Source organism: Enterococcus sp. AZ197, from assembly GCF_050556405.1.
In the GTDB taxonomy this organism is placed as follows: Bacteria; Bacillota; Bacilli; order Lactobacillales; family Enterococcaceae; genus Enterococcus; species Enterococcus faecalis.
This window is the reverse complement of record NZ_CP187873.1, coordinates 2,512,291-2,529,515: the sequence shown is the minus strand read 5'-3', so window position 1 is coordinate 2,529,515 and position 17,225 is coordinate 2,512,291. Positions and strand designations below refer to the sequence as shown.

17 protein-coding genes and 1 other annotated feature are annotated in these 17,225 nt (G+C 39.0%); of the genes, 14 read left to right on the top strand and 3 right to left on the bottom strand.

Translation table 11 applies throughout. From position 1 onward, the window contains the following. Nucleotides 1-4: 4 nt before the first annotated feature. The 4 genes from IGK82_RS12195 to IGK82_RS12180 all read left to right on the top strand — a co-directional run bounded on the left by IGK82_RS12195 (nt 5) and on the right by IGK82_RS12180 (nt 3,462). Nucleotides 5-832 carry a Cof-type HAD-IIB family hydrolase gene (locus tag IGK82_RS12195; RefSeq protein ID WP_010709951.1) on the top strand — a complete coding sequence of 276 codons (828 nt, stop codon included), beginning with the start codon at nt 5-7 and terminating at the stop codon, nt 830-832. Nucleotides 833-834: 2 nt separating this feature from the next. Further along, entirely contained in the window at nt 835-2,163 is a 1,329-nt protein-coding gene (gene ftsY / locus IGK82_RS12190) for a signal recognition particle-docking protein FtsY (RefSeq protein ID WP_002385216.1), read from the top strand. A 295-nt stretch (nt 2,164-2,458) separates the two neighbouring features. Next, entirely contained in the window at nt 2,459-2,944 is a 486-nt protein-coding gene (locus tag IGK82_RS12185; protein WP_002381091.1) for a cupin domain-containing protein, read from the top strand. A gap of 119 nt (nt 2,945-3,063) precedes the next feature. Continuing rightward, complete coding sequence (locus IGK82_RS12180; protein ID WP_002354951.1) at nt 3,064-3,462, top strand: VOC family protein; 399 nt, start codon at nt 3,064-3,066, stop codon at nt 3,460-3,462. A 50-nt stretch (nt 3,463-3,512) separates the two neighbouring features. On the opposite strand, the gene IGK82_RS12175 is transcribed toward IGK82_RS12180, so the two are convergent. After that, a complete protein-coding gene (locus tag IGK82_RS12175) occupies nt 3,513-4,409 on the bottom strand; it encodes a YitT family protein (RefSeq protein WP_002354953.1) in 897 nt (298 codons plus the stop codon). Between the two features lie 700 nt (nt 4,410-5,109). Then, nucleotides 5,110-5,610, bottom strand: a complete 501-nt coding sequence (locus tag IGK82_RS12170) for a cysteine hydrolase family protein (protein WP_010709949.1) — start codon at nt 5,608-5,610, stop codon at nt 5,110-5,112. Nucleotides 5,611-5,780: 170 nt separating this feature from the next. Here IGK82_RS12170 and gshAB point away from each other — a divergent pair, with 170 nt between their 5' ends. From gshAB to IGK82_RS12155, 3 genes are all read left to right on the top strand, one after another. Then, a complete protein-coding gene (gshAB, locus tag IGK82_RS12165; protein ID WP_002368430.1) occupies nt 5,781-8,051 on the top strand; it encodes a bifunctional glutamate--cysteine ligase/glutathione synthetase in 2,271 nt (756 codons plus the stop codon). Nucleotides 8,052-8,238: 187 nt separating this feature from the next. Further along, the gene (locus tag IGK82_RS12160; RefSeq protein ID WP_075551663.1) at nt 8,239-8,340 is read left to right on the top strand and encodes a putative holin-like toxin; all 102 of its coding nucleotides are present in this window, start codon (nt 8,239-8,241) and stop codon (nt 8,338-8,340) included. Between the two features lie 332 nt (nt 8,341-8,672). Next, nucleotides 8,673-8,774: a putative holin-like toxin gene (locus tag IGK82_RS12155; RefSeq protein WP_021164441.1), complete on the top strand. Its 102-nt coding sequence runs from the start codon at nt 8,673-8,675 to the stop codon at nt 8,772-8,774. 181 nt (nt 8,775-8,955) lie between these two features. Here the strand turns inward: IGK82_RS12155 and IGK82_RS12150 are convergent, their stop codons facing one another. Beyond that, nucleotides 8,956-9,408 carry a YueI family protein gene (locus tag IGK82_RS12150; RefSeq protein WP_002359057.1) on the bottom strand — a complete coding sequence of 151 codons (453 nt, stop codon included), beginning with the start codon at nt 9,406-9,408 and terminating at the stop codon, nt 8,956-8,958. A 184-nt stretch (nt 9,409-9,592) separates the two neighbouring features. Between IGK82_RS12150 and IGK82_RS12145 the strand changes: the two genes are divergently transcribed. The 7 genes from IGK82_RS12145 to IGK82_RS12115 all read left to right on the top strand — a co-directional run bounded on the left by IGK82_RS12145 (nt 9,593) and on the right by IGK82_RS12115 (nt 17,217). Beyond that, the gene (locus IGK82_RS12145) at nt 9,593-10,540 is read left to right on the top strand and encodes an ABC transporter permease (protein ID WP_002354960.1); all 948 of its coding nucleotides are present in this window, start codon (nt 9,593-9,595) and stop codon (nt 10,538-10,540) included. Then, a complete protein-coding gene (locus IGK82_RS12140; protein WP_016622541.1) occupies nt 10,537-11,502 on the top strand; it encodes an iron chelate uptake ABC transporter family permease subunit in 966 nt (321 codons plus the stop codon). The genes IGK82_RS12145 and IGK82_RS12140 overlap by 4 nt, the downstream gene beginning before the upstream one ends. Beyond that, nucleotides 11,499-12,254, top strand: coding sequence for an ABC transporter ATP-binding protein (locus IGK82_RS12135; protein ID WP_002354962.1), 756 nt, complete (start codon nt 11,499-11,501; stop codon nt 12,252-12,254). Before IGK82_RS12140 ends, IGK82_RS12135 begins: the two co-directional genes overlap by 4 nt. Nucleotides 12,255-12,292: 38 nt before the next feature. Beyond that, nucleotides 12,293-13,246 carry a siderophore ABC transporter substrate-binding protein gene (locus IGK82_RS12130; protein WP_010709946.1) on the top strand — a complete coding sequence of 318 codons (954 nt, stop codon included), beginning with the start codon at nt 12,293-12,295 and terminating at the stop codon, nt 13,244-13,246. A gap of 147 nt (nt 13,247-13,393) precedes the next feature. Continuing rightward, nucleotides 13,394-13,639 (top strand) — a binding site (T-box leader). Nucleotides 13,640-13,688: 49 nt separating this feature from the next. Beyond that, nucleotides 13,689-15,332, top strand: coding sequence for a peptide ABC transporter substrate-binding protein (locus IGK82_RS12125; RefSeq protein ID WP_002413783.1), 1,644 nt, complete (start codon nt 13,689-13,691; stop codon nt 15,330-15,332). Nucleotides 15,333-15,353: 21 nt separating this feature from the next. Further along, a complete protein-coding gene (gene pepT, locus IGK82_RS12120; protein WP_002413782.1) occupies nt 15,354-16,574 on the top strand; it encodes a peptidase T in 1,221 nt (406 codons plus the stop codon). Nucleotides 16,575-16,659: 85 nt separating this feature from the next. Continuing rightward, complete coding sequence (locus tag IGK82_RS12115; protein ID WP_010709944.1) at nt 16,660-17,217, top strand: GNAT family N-acetyltransferase; 558 nt, start codon at nt 16,660-16,662, stop codon at nt 17,215-17,217. The last annotated feature ends 8 nt before the right edge of the window (nt 17,218-17,225 follow it).

Sequence of the window (17,225 nt, the reverse complement as noted above, 5' to 3'; positions counted from 1 at the left end):
ACGTTTGATAAAATTAGTTGCTATTGATTTAGATGGAACATTATTAAATAGCCAAAAAGAGATTTCTTTACGGAATAAACAAGCACTGATGGCTGCGAAACAAGCAGGCGTGAAAGTTGTTATCTGCACAGGTCGACCTTTGGCAGCTATTGGTCCTTACTTAGAAGAATTAGGTTTACAAGATGAAGGCGATTATAGCATTACTTTTAACGGCGGGTTGGTTCAAAAAAATGATACAGGGGCCATTATTGAGAAAACATTGATTCCCTTGGAAGCGATTCATGAGCTGTACCAATTAGCAACCACACTCAACATGCCGTTTGATGTCTTATCCGATGAGGTCGTGATGCAACTGCCTTCTGCCCCAAATTATCCTTCAATTTATAGTTCTCTAAACAAATTATTAACCTTTGAGTCCTACAAATTAGAAGAGTTAACCCCGAATCGAATTTATAACAAAGTTGTTGTTGCGATTGATGAAGCGTATTTAAATGAACGCATCAAGGAAATTCCGGCCTCTTTTTATGAGCGCTTTGAAATTATTAAAACGCGAAATAACTTATTAGAATTTATGCCAAAAGGGATTACGAAAGCCTATGGTATTTCCTTGTTAGCCAAAGATTTAGGAATCCGTGCAGAAGAAATCATGACCTTAGGGGACGAAGAAAATGATTTACCGATGATTGAATACGCTGGCTTAGGTGTCGCCATGGCAAATGCGATTCCATTAGTTAAAGAAGCCGCAGATGTCGTCACAGACACGAATGACCAAGATGGCGTTGCCAAAGCGGTCGAAAAATATATTTTAACGCCGTTGGAAGGAGGCCAATAAGAATGGGATTTTTTGATAAAATTAAAAAAGCTTTTTCCGCTGAAAAAAAGGAAGAAGAAAAACAAGAGATAATTGAAGAAACAGTAGACGAAACACCTAGTGATGAATCAGCGCCTGCTGAATCAAAAGAAACCGCAGCAGAAGAGGCGCAAACAACGCCAGAAACGACAGCGGAAGAAGTCACAGAAACAGCCGATTTAACAGATAACGCTGAAATGGAAAAATTAGCTGGCGTAGAAGAAGCGTTAGAAGAAGAGCCAGAAGAAATCTTGACAGAGGAAACACAAGAAGTTGTTGTGGAAGCGCCTGAGGAAGAAAGTAGTGTCGTGACTCCGTTGGCAGAACCAACAGACACGCAGGTTTCAGAAGAAATTGAAGAGTCAAAAGAAGAGCAGGTCCAAGAAAAATATGAAAAAGGCTTGGAAAAAACACGTAAAACATTTGGTCAACGGTTGAACGAATTGTTTGCTAATTTCCGAAGCGTCGATGAAGATTTCTTTGAAGAATTAGAAGAAACGTTAATTGGTGCAGACGTAGGCTTTGATACATCCTTAAAAATTACAGAAGCCTTGCGACAAGAAGTGAAACTGCGAAACGTGAAAAAACCAGCTCAAGTTCAAAATACCATCATTGAAAAAATGGTTGATTTGTATGAAGAAGCAGGAATTAATGAGAATAATGCGATTAACTTACAGCCAAATGGCTTAACCGTGATTTTATTTGTCGGTGTTAATGGAGTTGGTAAAACAACCAGCATTGGTAAATTAGCCCATCAATACAAGTTGGAAGGAAAGAAAGTTTTAATGGCCGCTGCCGATACGTTCCGAGCGGGCGCCATCGATCAATTAGTTGTTTGGGGTGAACGGGCTGGCGTTGAAGTTGTACGTGGGAATGCTGGCGGCGACCCAGCAGCGGTCGTTTTCGATGCAGTGGAACGTGCCAAAGCAGAGCAGGCCGATGTTTTGCTAGTGGATACAGCAGGTCGGTTACAAAATAAAGTCAACTTAATGAAAGAATTAGAAAAAATCAAACGAGTCATCCAACGAGAAATTCCAGATGCGCCTCACGAAGTTCTCTTAGTCGTGGACGCAACTACTGGGCAAAATGCGATGACACAAGCCAAACAGTTCAAAGAAACAACCGATGTCACTGGCTTAGTTTTAACCAAACTAGACGGAACAGCCAAAGGTGGTATTGTCATTGCTATTCGGAATGAATTACACTTGCCAGTGAAATTAGTTGGTCTAGGTGAAGGCATTAACGATTTAGAACCATTCAATGCCAACGATTTCGCAATGGGCTTATTTAAAGGCTTATTAAAAGATGTTTAGTTGTAGAAAATAACAGGTTTGGGAAGAACGTGGGACAGGAGCCTGGGACAAAAATCACTTTGGATTTTTGTCCCAGGCTCAAAACCTGATAAACGTCGGGAACAGAACCAACTCCTTCGGAAATAAGTCGAAATTCTCCAAAAATTAAAGAGCAATTTTCGGAAATTTCTTCTTATTTCTCGGAGCTAAACGGTTCTGCCCCGACCTCCTGTCTTGCCGTTTATTTTAGGATTGGGACGGATGTTCTAAGTTCTTCCTAAATCGTTTCTGAAAAAATGAAGGAGTGAGGGAGAAGATGACAGAACAAATGTGGATTGAGAAGTTAGGATTAGAAGCGCATCCTGAGGGCGGTTATTTTAAACAAACCAATAAAAGTGAACAATTGATTCCGACCAAACGAGGCGAACGGGCGTTGCATACAGCGATTTTATTTCTATTAAATACAGAAAGTCCGTCACATTTTCATCGTTTAAAAGCGGATGAATTATGGTTTTTTCACGATGGTCAGCCGTTAACCGTTCACTGTATTTTTCCTGATGGAACGTATCAAGCTGTTCAGTTAGGGAAAGACTTAGTTCAAGGACAACAGCTTTCGTTCTCAGTTCCTGCCGGCACAATCTTTGGCTCTACAGTAGCGACAGGATTTGCGTTAGTCAGTTGTGTAGTTACACCAGGCTTTGAGTTTGAAGACTTCGAGTTATTTACTCAAGCGGAATTGTTAAACGATTATCCACAACATAGTGAAATCATTCAGCACTTGGCTTATCGAGAATTACCTTAAGAAAACGTTTTAGTAACATTTCTTTTATGAATATGCTAGTATAAATCAAACAAGCTTGTTGATTTTGTCGCAACGCACAGTTAGCTGTCGTAGATGATTAAAAGAAAGGGATGAATCACATGGGCACAATGGTTTTTGTTAACTTCCCAGTAGCGGATGTCCAACGTTCTACAGCCTTTTATGAAAAACTTGGATTCAAAAAGAACGAGGAATTTTCAACAGAGGAAGCTAGTTCGATGATGTGGGATGATCAATTTTGGATTATGTTGTTGAACCATGACTTTTATGGAAAATTTATCCAAGAAAAGCAAATTATTGATGCGCAAACAACCAGTGGAGCATTAATTTCCTTTAGTTTAGAGAGTGCCGAAGCCGTAAAACAGTTTGGCGAAACCGCCAAAGCTAACGGAGGCAACTGTTACCGAGTTGATATGGGAATACCAGAAGAGCAAATGTATGGCTTAGAGGTGCAAGATTTGGATGGCAATAGCTTAGAACCTGTCTGGATGAAGATGTAAAAAGAGCCGCAAAATCTCTACAGATTTTGCGGCTCTTTTCCTACAAAAAACTATTGTAAATTATTGGCATTAGTAGCTTCAACGCCATAAGAATCAGCTACTTTTTTCAAGCTAAATCCTTTTCCGTAGACTTCACTCGCACTCATTGAAATCAAAAAGGCTTCTTCATCAATCTCAAGAATGGCTTCTTTTAAGCGGGGAAAATCTTTTTCACGAATAACGGTCATTAAGAGCATGCCTTTCGCGTTTCGATAACCGCCTTCGATTGGCACCAAGGTCACACCTTTATCTAGTTCACGTAATAAGCGTTCTTGAATTGCGACATATTTTGGTGAAATAATCATCACATTCTTCGAGCGAACCAGACCAACTTGAATCATGTCAACGACACGACCAATTGTAAATAAACAAATTAAAGAGAATAACACAATATCTGCATTAAAAGCATACATTGCTGATAAAATGACTAAACCATCGACGAATAAAATAGCAATACCTAAGGAAACTTTGAAGTATTTATTGACAATTTGTGAAATGATTGCTGTCCCACCAGTTGAAGCATTGCCACGGAAAACCAAGCCTAGGCCAGCACCTGTAATAATACCGCCAAATAATGCTGCTAGAAAAATATTATGTGTTAAAACAGGCATCCCCGAAGTAATTCCTACAAAAAATGGATAAATAAGACTGCCATAAATGGTTTTGACACCGACCTCTTTCCCAAGAAGTAAGAAACAAAGCACTAAAAGAGGAATATTGATGGCGTAAAGAACAATGGCGGGACTAATCCCGAAAACATAATTAATAACAATACTAATGCCATTGGCTCCGCCTGCGACAAGTTTATTTGGCAATAAGACCGCATTGATTGAAATGGCCAAAATGAATGCACCGACTGTTACATAGGCGGTGTCTTTTAAACGTTGGGCTGTAAAAAATTTGTTCATAAAATACCTCCAATTATTTATTAGTTTAGTGAATGATGACATAAAAAAAGACAGAACATGAGAGACAAGCCTAATCGACTTATGTCCCACACTCTAAATCTTCAACTAATCAACTGAACACTTTTTCCTTATACTAACATGAAATACGACAAGAAAACATAGTGAACAAACAATTTTTTGGAAAAGAGGTCGGGACAGAACCGTTTAGCTCCGAGAACCAAGTAGGTACTGATTAACATCTATTTGCTTTGCAAATAGTGTTTCTCAGCAATAAGAAGGAATTTCCGAAAATTGTCATAAAACACAACGAGGTACGAGTTGATGTTGCATGATACCTACCCGGTGTTCTTTAATTTTTGGAGACCAAGTAGGTATTGTTCATCATCGAATCACTACGTTCTTCGTGATTCTCAACACTTGGAAGGATTAAGATACGCCGAACACTTGTGTGAGAAAGTCAATTTCGGCTTATTTCCGAAGGACCTTCACCAAGTAGGTACGATGATTTCATCTGTTCATGCTTCACAGTGAAACATCGCAACTCTTAGAGCTTTAGCTCTTTTGAAGGCTGTACTGTGACGAGACGCATGTCGAGAAAACATCTTAGAAGTTGTTGAGATCGGAGCAACGCGTAGTGTTGGTTCTGTTCCCGCCGTTTATCAGATTTTGAGCCCGGAACAAAAATCCAAAGTGATTTTTGTCACAGGCTCAAAAAAGTCAAAAAGCGGCCAGCCCAAATAGCTTCATGATGTTGGATAATTTGTGCCGCGGTTAAATGTCCATTATCCAAGGTGGAAGTGGTTTTCGGTGTCATCAAACACGTATAGCCTAAACCATGAGCCATCCGAATTGTAGTGTCCACACAAAACTCGGTTTGGACACCAGCGATTTCTAACGTTTGAATGTCGTGTTCCGTCAGTAAATCATTTAAATTTGTTTGGTAAAAGGCATTCGCATGCGTTTTGCGGATGAAAAAATCTGTGGGCTGTGCATCCAGCTTTTCAAAAAGTTGCCAAGAGTCTGAGTCAAAAGGTAATTCGGTTTCTTCATGTTGAACAAAAATAATGGGCGCATGGTGTTGGCGGTAGACAGCAATACGCTGATTGACCTTTTCCAACACTGCTGGCAGACGGTACAATTGCTGCGACGGACTTTCGATGCCTTTTTGAAAGTCAATTAAAAGTAATGCACGATTTTTCATGAGCAATCCCCACTTTCTATAAACTAGTTGTTTTCAGTATAACGGAAAAAGGCGCTCTCTAAAAGTGTCTCGAAAATTCCCAAGTGAACGTTCAAAAAAACAGCATATTTACTCATTTTCCTATATAATAGTAAGAGAAACAGATAGTTTGTAGAAAGAAAGGCGACAAGATGAATTATAGAGAATTAATGCAAAAGAAAAATGTTCGTCCTTACGTATTGATGGCTCGTTTTGGTTTAGAAAAAGAAAACCAACGTAGTACACGAGAAGGGCTTTTAGCGACAACTGATCATCCCACGGTTTTTGGTAACCGTTCTTATCATCCATATATTCAAACAGATTTTAGTGAAACACAATTAGAACTAATCACGCCTGTAGCAAATAGCGGCACAGAAATGCTTCGTTTTTTAGATGCCATTCACGATGTGGCTCGTCGTTCGATTCCAGAAGATGAAATGCTGTGGCCATTAAGTATGCCGCCACAATTACCAACAAAAGATGAAGAGATTAAAATCGCTAAATTAGATCAATATGATGCGGTGTTATATCGTCGTTATTTGGCAAAAGAGTATGGCAAACGAAAACAAATGGTCAGCGGAATTCATTTTAATTTTGAATATGACCAAGCCCTGATTCAGCAATTATATGATGAACAATCCGAAGTGACAGATTGCAAACAATTTAAAACGAAAGTGTACATGAAAGTTGCCCGTAACTTTTTACGTTATCGTTGGTTAATTACGTATCTTTTTGGGGCTTCGCCAGTTAGTGAAGACGGCTACTTTAGGGTCTATGACGACCAACCGCAAGAACCCATTCGCAGTATTCGGAATAGTACGTATGGCTACAGAAATCATGACAATGTGAAAGTATCGTATGCCTCATTGGAACGCTATTTAGAAGATATTCATCGCATGGTGGAAAATGGTTTACTTTCTGAAGAAAAAGAATTTTATGCGCCTGTGCGCTTACGTGGCGGGAAACAAATGTCTGATCTGCCTAAAACAGGTATTCGCTATATCGAGTTGCGTAATTTAGACTTAAATCCTTTTTCACGTTTAGGCATTGTGGAAGATACTGTGGATTTCTTACATTATTTCATGTTGTATTTATTGTGGACAGATGAAAAAGAAGAAGCGGATGAATGGGTAAAAACTGGTGATATTTTTAATGAACAAGTGGCTCTTGGTCATCCTCATGAAACGATTAAGTTAATTGCAGAAGGCGATCGAATTTTTTCAGAAATGATTGATATGTTAGATGCTCTAGGCATTCGCAAAGGCAAAGAAGTTGTCGGTAAGTATTATCAACAACTGCGGAATCCACAAGACACCGTTTCTGGCAAAATGTGGACGATTATTCAAGAAAATTCCAACAGTGAACTGGGAAATATTTTTGGAAACCAATATCAAAGTATGGCCTTTGAACGCCCTTATCAATTAGCTGGTTTCCGTGAGATGGAATTATCCACACAAATTTTCTTGTTTGATGCGATTCAAAAAGGTTTGGAAATCGAAATTTTAGATGAACAAGAGCAATTTTTGAAACTGCAACATGGCGAGCACATTGAATACGTCAAAAATGCCAACATGACTAGCAAAGATAACTACGTGGTACCATTGATTATGGAAAACAAAACCGTGACAAAGAAAATTTTGTCTGCAGCAGGTTTCCATGTGCCTGGCGGTGAAGAATTTTCATCTTTTATTGAGGCACAAGAAGCACATTTACGCTACGCCAATAAAGCGTTTGTCGTGAAACCAAAATCAACGAATTACGGTTTAGGAATTACCATTTTTAAAGAAGGCGCTTCGTTGGAAGACTTTACGGAAGCGTTACGGATTGCTTTTAAAGAGGACACAGCGGTTTTAATTGAAGAGTTTTTACCTGGAACAGAATATCGGTTCTTTGTGTTAGATAATGATGTAAAAGCCATCATGTTGCGCGTGCCAGCCAATGTTACCGGAGATGGCAAACACACTGTAGAAGAATTGGTGGCCGCTAAAAATAGTGATCCATTGCGGGGGACCAATCACCGTGCACCACTAGAATTAATCCAGTTAAATGATTTAGAAAAACTAATGTTGAAAGAACAAGGTTTAACTATCTATTCTGTGCCAGAAAAAGAGCAAATCGTGTACTTGCGAGAAAATTCTAATGTTAGCACGGGCGGGGATTCGATTGATATGACCGATGTCATTGATGATAGTTATAAACAAATCGCCATTGAGGCCGTAGCTGCTTTAGGAGCCAAAATTTGTGGCATTGATTTAATCATTCCTGACAAAGACGTAAAAGGCACACGTGATAGCTTAACGTACGGGATTATCGAAGCAAACTTTAATCCAGCCATGCACATGCATGTGTATCCTTACGCTGGAAAAGGACGCCGTTTAACAATGGACGTTTTAAAACTTTTATACCCAGAAGTGGTTCAATAAAAAAGAATACCGCCAAAAAATTCATAATAGATTTTTTGGCGGTATTCTTTATGAAAACGTTTTCTTGGTGCACCCAATAGGTTATACTAAAACTATTACCAATGAAAGTTGTATGACGGTGGCTCTGAGTTAGAGAGGCAGGTGATGCCTATGTGTATCCGATGCACTTTAACGAAAGGAGCATTTTTTGTCAATCGAAGCGGCATTGGAATTGATGATTAGTTTTGCAGCGTTTGTTGCACTACTGATTTTCGGTATCCTTGAAGCAACGAAAAACGATAAAAAATAACCGTTCATAAGCTTAGACGGCTGAACGGTTAAAGAACAACAAAAACTTAACTCAGTAAGCCACCAGTTCTTATAACTGGTGTTGGTATAAAGGAGAGGTATGTAGTAGCATATCTCTCTTTTCATTTTCATAATAGCATAATTCTATTTAAAATGGAAGCGCTCATAACTTATATCATTTTATAGAAAATTCCTATAAAAACGTTTTCTTGGTGCACCCAATAGGTTATACTAAAGCTATTACCAATGAAAGTTGTATGACGGTGGCTCTGAGTTAGAGAGGCAGGTGATGCCTATGTGTATCCGATGCACTTTAACGAAAGGAGCATTTTTTTGTCAATCGAAGCGGCATTGGAATTGATGATTAGTTTTGCAGCGTTTGTTGCACTACTGATTTTCGGTATCCTTGAAGCAACGAAAAACAATAAAAAATAACCGTTCACAAGCTTCGTAGGCCGAACGGTTAAGATTCAAAACTTAACTCAGTAAGCCACCAGTTCTTATAACTGGTGTTGGTATAAAAGGAGAGGTATGTACCCGCATACCTCTCTTTTTCATCTTTATAATAGCATAATTCTATTATAAATGGAAGCGCTCATAACTTTCCTTGAGCTTTTTATGAGTGAAATAGTTTTTGCCAAAAGCCTTTTTTAGCTGTTGGCTCTTCTTTTGGCGTTTCGGTTGCTTGAGGATATTTTTCTGTAACGTCAATCACAGGTTCATCTACTGCATGTTTTTCAGCTAACAGTAAGCCGAGAGAGTCAGGGTTGTTCTCCACAAAATTGTTAACAATCTTAAAGGTTGCGCCATGCTGATTTAATAATTTAATATAGGTACTTTGCAGGTCAGAAGAGATTTCGCCATTTAAAAGTACTGTAACTTCAGGATGCTTCGCTAATTCTTCTAATAAATGTTTTTGGTTCTGTGCATCTTTCATTTCAGCGACGGTCATGGAGAGACGGCAGCGTTCACGAAATGTGCCCATGTATTTGTGTTGTTCTTCAGGATTAACGAGGGGCGTACCGTACATTCCTTTATCCAGACGTTGTTGTAAGTCATCATTCGCCATTCAGTAACACTCCTTTCCTAACGTTTCCCTCCATTATAGCATATCTTAGATAAGTCGTTGGTCAGTCGGCTTGAGAAGAAGTTTTTAATAAAGGAAAAAAAGTGGTTGCATTTGTGATGGTTTTCTCATACACTGTAACTAAGAATGAGAATCATTCTCAATTAAATAAAAATGGAGTTTTCTCATGAAAAAGATTGGTTTGTTTGTTCTACTATTACTTTTCAGTTTATTGTCATTAGTGATAGGGGTGAAGGACATTGCACTTTCTCAGTTGTTTCAATTAGATGCGCAGCAACAATTTGTTTTATTTACCACCCGTGTTCCCCGCACGTTGAGTTTAATCATTGCTGGTAGTACGATGAGTATTTCTGGATTGATTATGCAGCAACTCACACAAAATAAATTTGTCGCTCCTAGTGTCGCTGGAACAACCGATAGTGCAAGGTTGGGTATTTTAGTCGCAATGTTATTTTTCCCAACAGCTCCGTTTCTCTATCGAACGGCAATTGCTTTTATTTTTGCGCTAAGCGGGACCTTGTTATTCTTAGCGCTCATTCGATTATTACCAAGTAAGAATCAAGTGATGGTCCCTTTGGTGGGCGTGATGTTTGGTAACATTCTAGGTTCAATTGCCACATTTTTTGCCTATCAATACCAATTGGTTCAAAATATGTCTGCTTGGTTACAAGGAAATTTTTCCACAGTTATGAAAGGGAATTATGAATGGTTATTCTTAATGATTCCTTTGTGGTTTGTTATTTATTTATTTGCTTATCATTTCACTGTCGTTGGTATGGGTGAAGCATTTGCAAATAGTCTTGGCGTCCATTACCAGCGAATTCAGTTTTTAGGTTTGACGCTGGTTGCTTTAGCAAGTGCCATCGTTTTATTGATGGTGGGGAATATTCCGTTTTTAGGGGTTGTGATTCCTAATCTCGTGTCTTTACGTTATGGCGATCATATGAAAAATACCTTGTGGTTAACTGGGATTTGCGGGAGTTTGTTCTTGTTAATCTGTGATATTTTAGCACGAGTATTGATTGCCCCCTATGAAATTCCTGTCAGCGTGGTTGTCGGAACATTAGGGAGCATTTTGTTCATTTTATTATTACTAAGGGGGCGCAAACAATGAAACGGCCTTTAAAAAAATGGCTTTCATTACTTTTGCTTTTAGCTGCCGTAGTAATTGTGAGCCTTTGTTATTTAACTTATAACACGTATGGCAATTGGTCCTTTGCTTTGGCGTTACGAGGGAAAAAGTTATTGGCTTTTATTTTTGTCGGAATCGCTGCGGCTTTTTCAACTATTAGTTTTCAAACGGTCACGCAAAATCATTTCCTAACGCCAAACATTTTAGGGATGGATTCCTTGTATGTCTTTGTACAGACGGTGTTATTTTTTCTTTTAGGAGGCGCACAAGCGTTAGGTCAAGTAAGTCTTGGTTCGTTTTTGATGAACGTCTTTTTAATGGTGTTTTTAAGTACTAGTTTATCGTATTTTCTATTACGCAAAAATCAATCCGATTTATTTTTATTATTGATGATTGGCATGATTTTAGGTACTTTTTTCAGTAGTATTAGTACGTTTTTACAAGTGATTATGGATCCTAACGAATACGACTTACTCCAAGGAAAGTTGTTTGCCAGTTTCGGTAACGTCAATAGTCAGTATCTCGTTTTCGTTGGTGTGGCGGTACTCATGATTTGTGGGATACTTTGGCGGGAAAGTTACCGTTTAGACGTTTTACATTTAGGGAACCATCAAGCACAGAATTTGGGGATTGCTGTGAGTCAGTTTCAATTAGTGTTGTTGTGTTTGATCAGTAGTCTGGTCGGCTTATCAACAGCATTAGTGGGACCGATTACATTTTTAGGTTTTATCGTGGCCAATATGAGTTATCAATTCATGAAAACCTATCGCCACCGAGAACTGTTTGTGGCAGGGAGTTTAATAGCAGTCTTTTTACTGGTGTTCGGTCAATTGATGGTTGAACAGGTCTTTCATTTGAATACCCCGCTAAGTGTGGTGATTCAATTTGTTGGGGGCGTTTATTTTATATGGAAAATTATTGCAGAAAGGAAGCAACGCACATGATCCAGATGAGTGATGTATCAAAAAAATATGGCGATAAATTTGTCGTTTCAGACATTGATTTACCTATTTCTGAAGGCAAATTAACGGCCTTTATTGGACCAAATGGCGCTGGGAAAAGCACGCTGCTAGCCATGATGAGTCGCTTAATTCCCAAAGATACCGGGGAAATTTATCTGGACAAGCAAGAAGTAAAAACCTGGAAGCAATCGGCTTTTTCACAAAAAATTGCCCTTTTAAAACAAGCCAACGGTGTACAACTTAAATTAACTGTGCGAGAACTGGTCAATTTTGGTCGTTTTCCTTATTCCAAAGGTCGCTTAAAAAGCGCTGACCACGAAAAAGTAACAGAAGCACTGGAACAATTGGGCTTAACTGAAATGGCGGAAGAATACATTGATACCCTTTCTGGGGGCCAATTACAACGGGCGTATATTGCCATGATTTTAGCCCAAGATACCGATTATATTTTATTGGATGAGCCCTTAAATAACCTCGACATGAATTATGCGGTTCAAATGATGCAGATTCTTAAACGCTTAGTGGATGAACTAGGAAAAACGATTCTGATTGTTCTACATGATATTAATTTTGCCGCAAGCTATGCAGATGAAATTGTCGCCATGAAAGGCGGAAAGCTCTATGCGCATGGCGCAACAGAAGAAGTTATTCAAACAAGTATTTTAAATGATCTTTATGAAATGAATATCCGGATTTGTGAAATTGAAGGAAAACGCTTTTGTCTTTATCACTAAATCGGGCAATTTAAAAATAACATTTTTGGAGGAAAAGAATGAAAAAGAAATTTTTAGCAATGATGGCAGTTTCAATGATGGGACTGTTAATGTTAAGTGCTTGTCAAACAAATAAAAAAACAGCAGATTCTGCAACAAAAGAAACAACAGCTAAAACGGAAGTCACAGTCAAAGACACAAATGGTCAATTAACCGTTCCCAAAAATCCTCAGAAAGTCGTTGTTTTTGACAATGGTTCCTTGGATACAATGGACGCACTAGGTGTCGGTGACCGCGTGGTAGGTGCGCCAACCAAAAATATCCCTGCGTATTTGAAAAAATACCAAAAAGTTGAATCAGCAGGCGGTATTAAAGAACCAGATTTAGAAAAAATCAATCAACTAAAACCAGACTTGATTATTATTTCTGGTCGTCAACAAGATTATCAAGAACAATTAAAAGCCATTGCGCCAACCATTTACTTAGCTGTAGATGCCAAAAATCCTTGGGCATCAACGAAACAAAATATCGAAACGTTAGGCACTATTTTTGATAAAGAAGAGGTAGCCAAAGAAAAAATAACTGGCTTAGAAAAAGAAATTGCTGACGTGAAAAAACAAGCAGAAGCTAGCGCGAATAATGCGCTTGTCGTGTTAGTTAACGAAGGACAACTTTCCGCTTACGGAAAAGACTCTCGTTTCGGTTTAATTCATGATACATTTGGCTTCAAAGCAGCAGACGATAAGATTGAAGCTTCCACTCATGGGCAAAGTGTTTCTTACGAATATGTTTTAGAAAAAAATCCTGGGATTCTCTTTGTGGTAGATCGCACCAAAGCAATTGGTGGCGACGATTCAAAAGATAACGTCGCTGCAAACGAATTGATTCAAAAAACCGATGCTGGTAAAAATGATAAAGTCATTATGCTTCAACCAGATGTTTGGTATCTAAGCGGTGGTGGATTAGAATCAATGCATTTGATGATAGAAGATGTTAAAAAAGGATTAGAGTAAAATTGTTTTAGAAAAGAGGGATTGAAACCTCTTTTCTTTTTTTAATGAAAAACAAAAAAGTTTTAAATTAAAAATGTGGTTGACGGCCTCGAAAATGTTTGCTAAACTATCCGTAAATCAGTATGATTGATGAAACAAATAAAAGAACAAAATGTGATGAGAAGGAAAGTACTTTTTAAAATAGCTTGCAGAGAGCCTCGTTTGGTGAGAAGAGGTAGTGACGTTAAAGGGGAAAATGGCCTTTGAACAGGTTGGTTGAAGCCGTTCGCTTAAACCAATTCAGGTGCGCCTGTTATAGCGCTACAGTATGATTGTACTGGAAACGAGCGGATCTTTTTTAGCGAAGAGATCAACAAAGGTGGTACCGCGATTGCATAAGCATTCGTCCTTTTTAGGACGAATGCTTTTTTTATTTGTTTAAAAAATATGAGGGGGCAACAACATGAAATTGGGGAAAAAAGTAGTAGGTTTGATTGCAACAGGGTTTCTTTTAGCCGCATGTGGCGGAACCAAAGAAGCGGCAGAGAAAGTAGATTCGGGAAATTTAGCAGCTGAACAAAAAATCAGTATTAGTTCACCTGCACCAATCTCAACATTGGATACAACACAAACAACAGATAAAAATACCTTTACAATGGCACAACATTTATTTGAAGGCCTTTATCGGTTTGATGATGATAGTGCCACGGTGCCAGCTCTAGCTAAAGATGTCAAGATTAGTGACGATGGACGCAAGTACCACTTTACCTTGCGGGAGGGGATTAAGTGGAGCAACGGCGAGCCAATCACGGCCCAAGATTTTGTTTATTCTTGGAAAAAACTGGTGACACCAGCGACGATTGGACCAAATGCCTATTTACTAGACAGTGTTAAAAATAGTTTTGAAATACGCAACGGTGAAAAGTCAGTCGATGAATTAGGGATTTCAGCCCCTAATGACAAAGAATTCATTGTTGAATTAAAACAGGCCCAACCTTCCTTCTTAGCAGTCGTTTCGATTGCTTGGTTAGCGCCACAAAATCAAAAATTTGTCGAAGCGCAAGGCAAAGATTACGCCTTGGATAGTGAACATTTACTTTATAGCGGGCCATTTACGCTAGCCAATTGGGATGCGACTTCAGATACTTGGACATTGAAAAAAAATCCAGAATACTATGATGCGGATCAAGTGAAACTGGAAGAAGTTGCGGTTAGCACAATCAAAGAAGATAATACTGGGATTAACTTATATCAAGCGAATGAACTAGACTTAGTTCGCATTAACGGACAATATGTTCAACAATATCAAGATGATCCAGGCTATGTCAGTCATCCAGATGTGGCCAACTACTTCTTAGATTTCAACAAAAAAGAAGGAACGCCATTAGCGAATGTTCATTTACGAAAAGCGATTGGCCAAGCAATTGATAAAGAAGCCTTAACACAAAGTGTCTTAAACGATGGGTCAAACCCCCTCAACGGATTGATTCCAAGTAAACTTTATGCGAATCCAGAAACAGATGAAGATTTCCGAGCTTACAGTGGCGAATATTTGAAAAATGACGTCAAAAAAGCTCAAGCTGAATGGACGAAAGCCCAAGCGGATGTCGGTAAAAAAGTGAAACTTTCATTGCTGGCGGCAGATACAGATCAAGGAAAACGAATTGCTGAATATGTTCAAAGTCAGTTGCAAGAAAATCTGCCAGGTTTAGAAATTACCATTTCATCGCAACCAAGTAATAATGTGAACCAATCGCGACGTGAAAAAAATTATGAGTTGTCTCTTTCAGGATGGATTGCCGGCAGTAGTGAATTAGACTCTTACTTTAACTTATATGCAGGAGAATCAAGTTACAATTATGGCAATTATCATAATGCCAAATACGACCAACTGGTAGAAGATGCACGAACGATTAATGCCAATAATCCAGAGAAACAGTTTGCAGAATACAAAGAAGCGGAAGACATCTTGTTGAACCAAGATGCTGCCCAAGTACCGCTGTATCAAAGTGCCTCAAATTATCTAATCAATCCTAAATTGAAAGGCATTAGTTATCACTTGTATGGGGATTATTTCCACTTGCGCAATGCTTATTTAACAGAATGATTCAGGAAGAAGGAGTAAAAAATGGAAAAATTAGTCGAACGATTTTTAACTTACGTGAAAGTTAACACCCGTTCAGATGCCAACAGTCAAACCACACCGACGACGGTCGGTCAAGTGGTTTTAGCCAAAATGATTGAAACAGAACTTCATGAATTAGGCTTGGCCGATGTGCATTATAACAAACAAAACGGCTTTTTAACGGCACGGTTGCCTGGTAACCAACCTGCAGCGAAGAGTATTGGGTTGATTGCACATCTGGATACGGCGGATTTTTCAGCAGAAAATATCCGTCCCCAAGTCATCACTAATTATGATGGCCAAGATGTCCTCTTGAATCAAGAACAAGGCATCGTTTTATCGGTTGCTGAATTTCCCAATTTAAAAGAATATCAAGGGGAAACGTTGATTACTACAGACGGAACCACACTTTTAGGAGCAGATGACAAAGCGGGAATTGTCGAGATATTAGCTGCTGTTGAGTATTTTTTGGCACATCCAGAAGTAGCGCGGGGGGATGTTTGGCTCGCCTTCGGTCCAGATGAAGAGATTGGACGCGGGGCCGATCAATTTGATGCGCCGAACTTCCCAGTCGCTTTTGCGTATACGATTGACAGTGGCCGCGTGGGGCATTTCGAGTATGAAACGTTTAACGCTGCCCAAGCTGTGATAACAATTGAGGGAACCAGTGTCCATCCGGGAACGGCCTATGGTTCGTTAGTAAATGCCATTAAATTAGGCGAACAACTTGATCAATCACTACCGCAAAAGGAAGTGCCAGAACAAACACGTGGAAATGAAGGATTTTATTTACTCAATAAATTTACAGGAAGTATTGAAAAAGCAGAACTTGTCTATATCATTCGGGATCATGATCAAGAAAACTTTCAAGCGAGAAAGCAATTTTTGGAAAAACAAGTCCAACGTTTAAATGCGCTGGCGGATAAACCCAGACTAACAATTACTTTCCAAGACCAATACTATAATATGAAGGAAATCATCGAAAAAGATTGGACTCCTGTAGAATTGGCCGTCCAAGCAATGGAAAGTTGTGACATTGAACCAATCATCACACCATTTCGTGGCGGGACAGATGGTTCTAAGATTTCTTTCATGGGCATTCCCACGCCTAATCTATTTACAGGTGGCGAGAATTTTCATGGGCAATATGAATTCATTACCGTTGAATCAATGGCCAAAGCTGTTCAGACGATCATTGCCATCATTCGCTTAAACGCTAATTAAAGAAACACGCAAGGGAAATGCCGATTTTCCTTGCGTGTTTCGCTGTTTTTCGGTAAAGTATGTAGAAAAGTAGGGAGTTTTGCTCATGAATTATCCATTGATTTTTGCAGAAAACCAACGAATCGAAACCGAACGCTTGATTTTAAGGCCCGTCACATTAGCCGATGCAGAAGATATGTACGAATATGCTTCAGATGAGGAAACGGTCCGCTATGTGTTTTTGAAAAATCAAACAATCGCTGAAACACGACAAAACATTGCTAAATATTTTATGGGGGAACCTTTAGGAAAATATGGGATTGAAGTGAAAGAAACGGGCAAAATGATTGGCACGATTGATTTGCGGGTCAATGAAACCAATAATATTGGAGAATTAGGCTATGTCTTGAACCGTGCCTTTTGGGGCAATGGCTACATGCCTGAAGCCGCGACGGCGTTAGTTGAACTGGGTTTTGCAAAAATGAAACTCATGAGAATCTTTGCTTTACATGATCAAGACAATCCAGCTTCTGGTCGTGTCATGGAGAAAATTGGTTTTACCTACGAAGGAACACTACCCAATGCTCGAATTAATAAAGGGAAAATTGTCACAGATGTTTATCGTGGGATGACACTGGAAACATGGCAAAATCGACAAAAATAGAAGCGGAA